Annotated in this window: 4 protein-coding genes and 1 pseudogene; all 5 read right to left on the reverse strand. The window is 66.1% G+C overall.

Features of this window, described 5'->3' with window-relative positions; all coding sequences use genetic code 11:
• Positions 1–394, reverse strand: a 394-nt coding sequence (locus AC5RUU_RS19550; protein WP_493976863.1) for a serine dehydratase beta chain, incomplete at its 3' end; no start/stop codon positions are given.
• Between the two features lie 121 nt (positions 395–515).
• On the reverse strand, positions 516–1844 hold the full coding sequence (glyA, locus tag AC5RUU_RS19555; RefSeq protein WP_493976864.1) for a serine hydroxymethyltransferase: 1329 nt from the start codon (positions 1842–1844) through the stop codon (positions 516–518).
• Positions 1841–2224, reverse strand: coding sequence for a glycine cleavage system protein GcvH (gcvH, locus tag AC5RUU_RS19560; protein ID WP_493976865.1), 384 nt, complete (start codon positions 2222–2224; stop codon positions 1841–1843). The genes glyA and gcvH overlap by 4 nt, the downstream gene beginning before the upstream one ends.
• Before the next feature lie 96 nt (positions 2225–2320).
• Positions 2321–3469, reverse strand: a complete 1149-nt coding sequence (gene gcvT, locus AC5RUU_RS19565) for a glycine cleavage system aminomethyltransferase GcvT (protein ID WP_493976866.1) — start codon at positions 3467–3469, stop codon at positions 2321–2323.
• Between the two features lie 4 nt (positions 3470–3473).
• Positions 3474–4222 (reverse strand): annotated as a pseudogene (locus AC5RUU_RS19570) (glycine dehydrogenase (aminomethyl-transferring)); the annotation flags it as partial.

Here is a 4222-nt window from a genome sequence, read left to right on the forward strand (position 1 = left end):
TCATCCCGTTCGTGTGCCGGGGCAGCACCGTCAACGGCCGCAGGACCATGTCCTTCACCCCATACGGCAACCGCACACCCCCGCCACCGGCGCCTGCCAGGTTCAGGATCCCGGTCTCAGCGATCGAAGCGAGCCGTTCCTCCACCTCCCCGGGCAGGATCAGTTCCGGATGGAACCCCTCCAACCCCAGCAGCACCGCGGTCATCGTCCCGTGCCCGTGCCCGGTCGCCGCCAACGACCCGTACAGATCCACCCGCAACCCCGCCACCGACCCAAGCACGCCCGAAGCCTTCAGCTCCTCCGCGAACACAGCAGCAGCCCGCATCGGCCCCACAGTATGAGACGACGAAGGACCGATCCCAATCGAGAAGAGATCAAAAACGCCAACAACCATGACGGGTTTTCCTAACTACAAAAGAAAATGCTCGGGTCAGGAATTTTGTCCAGATATGGAGACATAACGGGCCGGAAAGCCGCCATATCTGGACAAAAACTCCAAGGAGGTGGCCAGGGTTTTAGGACAAGGCCGCGATACCGGGGTACAGCGGGTGGGCGGCCGCGAGGGCCACAACGCGGTGACGCAGCTCGGAAAGGTCCGCGTCGGCGTCGGCCGTTAGAGCCTCGGCGATGATGTCCGCCACCTCGCGGAAGGCTGCTTCGCCGAAGCCCCGCGTGGCCAGGGCGGGGGTACCGATGCGCAGGCCGGAGGTGACCATGGGCGGGCGCGGGTCGAAGGGGACGGCGTTGCGGTTGACGGTGATGTCGATCGCGGCGAGCCGGTCTTCGGCCTGCTGTCCGTCGAGTTCGCAGTTGCGCAGGTCCACGAGGACCAGGTGCACGTCCGTACCGCCGGAGATGACGCTGATGCCCTTGGCAGTGATGTCGGGCTGGACCAGGCGCTCGGCCAGGATCCGGGCACCGGCCAGGACGCGCTGCTGGCGCTCCTTGAATTCGGGTGACGCGGCGATCTTGAACGCCACGGCCTTGCCGGCGATGACATGCTCCAGCGGTCCGCCCTGCTGGCCCGGGAACACGGCCGAGTTGATCTTCTTGGCAACGCCGGCGTCGTTGGTCAGGATGATGCCGCCGCGCGGACCGGCGAGTGTCTTGTGCGTGGTGGAGGTGGTGACGTGCGCATGCGGCACCGGGGAGGGGTGCAGCCCGGCTGCCACCAGCCCGGCGAAATGGGCCATGTCCACCATCAGGTAGGCCCCCACCGAGTCGGCGATCCGGCGGAATTCTGCGAAGTCCAGCTGGCGGGCGTACGCGGACCAGCCGGCCACGATGAGTTGCGGTTTGTGCTCCTGCGCCAGCCGCTCCACCTCGGCCATGTCGATGGTGTGGGTGTCTTCGCGGACCTGGTACGGGACCACGTTGTAGAGCTTGCCGGAAAAGTTGATCTTCATGCCGTGTGTCAGGTGCCCGCCGTGGGCGAGGTTCAGGCCCATGATGGTGTCGCCCGGCTTGATCAGCGCGTGCATCACAGAGGCGTTCGCCTGGGCGCCGGAATGCGGCTGGACGTTGGCATACTCGGCATCGAAGAGGGCTTTCACACGGTCGATGGCCAGCTGCTCGATGACGTCCACGTGCTCGCAGCCGCCGTAGTAGCGCTTGCCCGGGTACCCTTCGGCGTACTTGTTGGTCAGCACCGATCCCTGCGCCTGCATCACTGCCACGGCGGTATGGTTCTCGGAGGCGATCATTTCCAGGCCGTCGCGCTGGCGGCCCAGTTCGTCGTCGATCTTCGCCGCGACCTCAGGGTCAAGGGCGGCAAGATCCGCGTTCAGGCTGAGCGACCCCACCGGCTGGAAGGCCACCGTCCCGGTTGCGGTCCCGGCGCTCACAGCTCGCCGCCGTTCGCTGCCGCGTACTCTTCCGCCGACATGAGCGGGCCTTCCTCGCTGACGGCCACCTTGAAGAGCCAGCCCGCACCGTAGGGATCGGTGTTGATCAGGGCGGGGTCGGACACTACGCCGTCGTTGATCTCCACAACCTCGCCAGTGACCGGAGCATAGAGATCGGAGACGGACTTGGTGGACTCCACCTCACCGCAGGTTTCGCCGGCCGTCACCGTGGAACCAACCTCCGGCAGGTCGACGTACACAATGTCACCCAGCGCATCGGCTGCAACGGCGGAAATCCCGATTCCCACCGGCCCGGACCCGTCAACAGCAACCCATTCGTGCTCGGCGGAGTACTTCAGTTCAGCAACAACTTTTGCCATGTGTGTTTCCTTCAATCTGGTGTGTGAAATGCGAGAGGGCGTTCGCCCAAACACTGCAACAAGTGAGAGAGCGTTGGGGGTGGCGGCCCAACGGGCCTAACGCGACCGCTTGTAGAACGGCAGCTCGACAACCTCGAAGCGTTCGGGCTTGCCGCGCAGGTCCACGTCCAGCAACGTGCCCGGAGCGGCGAATTCGACGTCGACATAGGCCATCGCCACCGGATAGCCGAGGGTGGGGCTGGGCTGGCCGGAGGTAATCTCCCCGACCAGGGTGCCGTCCTTGAGGACCGGGTAGTGGGAGCGGGCGGCGCGTCGGCCGGTGCCCTTGAGCCCCACGAGCTTTTGGCCCATGGTGGATCCGACACCGGCGGCCTTGATGGCCGCCAGGGCCTCCCGGCCCACGAAGTCGCTTTCCTTGCCCAGCGAAACCACCGGACCAAGTCCCGCCGCGTACGCGTTCACATGCCGGGACAGTTCGTTGCCGTACAGCGGCATGCCTGCTTCCAGGCGGAGCGAATCCCGGGCGGCGAGGCCGGCGGGGATCAGACCGTGGCCTTCACCGGCAGCCAGCAGTGCCTCCCACAGAGCGGGCGCATCCATGCTCGGGACGTAGATCTCAAAGCCGTCCTCGCCGGTGTAGCCGGTGCGGGCGAGCAGCAGTTCCCGAACAGAGCCGTTGACGGTGATGCCTGCCTCCACCGCGGCGTAGTACTTCAGTTCCGTCACCAGCGAGTGCTGTTCGGCCGGGACGAGCTTCAGCAGGATGGCCTCGGCCGCCGGCCCCTGGACGGCGATCAGAGAGGTTTCGGCCGATGCGTCCTCGACGGCGACGTCGAAGTTTGCGGCCCGTTCTGCTAAAGCTGCGGCCACTACCTTGGCGTTACCGGCATTCGGCACCACAAGGAAGACATCCGTTCCGTCCTGGGCAACAGGCCGCCGGTAGGTGATGAGGTCGTCGATGATGCCACCGTCGGCGTCGCAGATCAGCGAATACTTGGCTTTGCCAACGGCCACCGCCGACAGCTTGCCCACCAGGGCGTAGTCCAGGAAGGCGGCTGCGTCCGGGCCGGTCACCCAAACTTCGCCCATGTGGGACAGGTCGAACAGGCCGGCGGCGTTGCGCACGGCGTGGTGTTCGGCCAGCTCGGAGTTGTATTTGAGGGGCATCTGCCAGCCGCCGAAGTCCGTGAAGGACGCGCCGGCCTTCTTGTGCTGCTCGAACAGGGCAGTGTAATTCTCGGTCATGGGATCAGCCTTCCAATCCGGTGATTGAGCTTGTCGACGTCTCGAAGTCTTCGAGGGGCGGGCAGGAGCAGATGAGGTTGCGGTCACCGGCTGCGCCGTCGATCCGGCCTACGGGCGGGAAGTACTTGTCCTGTCGAAGGTGGTGGGCCGGGAAGGCGGCCTGTTCCCGCGGGTAGGCGCGGTCCCAGTCGGAGGACACGACGGCGGCTGCAGTGTGGGGTGCCCGGCGCAGCGGGGAGCCGGCAACGGGGAAGTCCCCGGCGGCCACCTGGTCGATTTCGGCGCGGATGGTGATCATGGCCTCGATGAAACGGTCGATCTCGACGAGGTCTTCGGATTCGGTGGGTTCCACCATCAGCGTCCCCGCGACCGGGAACGCGAGGGTGGGGGCGTGGAAGCCGAAGTCGATCAGCCGCTTGGCCACGTCCTCGGCGGTCACCCCGGTCCTGGCGGTGAGTTCACGCAGATCCAGGATGCACTCGTGAGCCACGAGTCCGCCTTCACCGGTGTACAGCACCGGGAAGTACTCGTTCAGGCGGGACGCGACGTAGTTGGCCGCCAGCAGCGCCGACCTGGTCGCTTCGGTCAGGCCCTGGCCGCCCATCAGCTTCACGTACGCCCAGGAAATCGGCAGCACACCGGCAGAACCGTACCGTGAGGCACTGATGGCAACGCCGTGGCCCTCCTGGCGGGCGGCGTTGTTCGCGTCGCCGGGCATGAACGGGGCCAGGTGCGCCTTGGCCGCGACCGGGC

The sequence above is a fragment of the Arthrobacter sp. K4-10C genome (assembly GCF_059090085.1).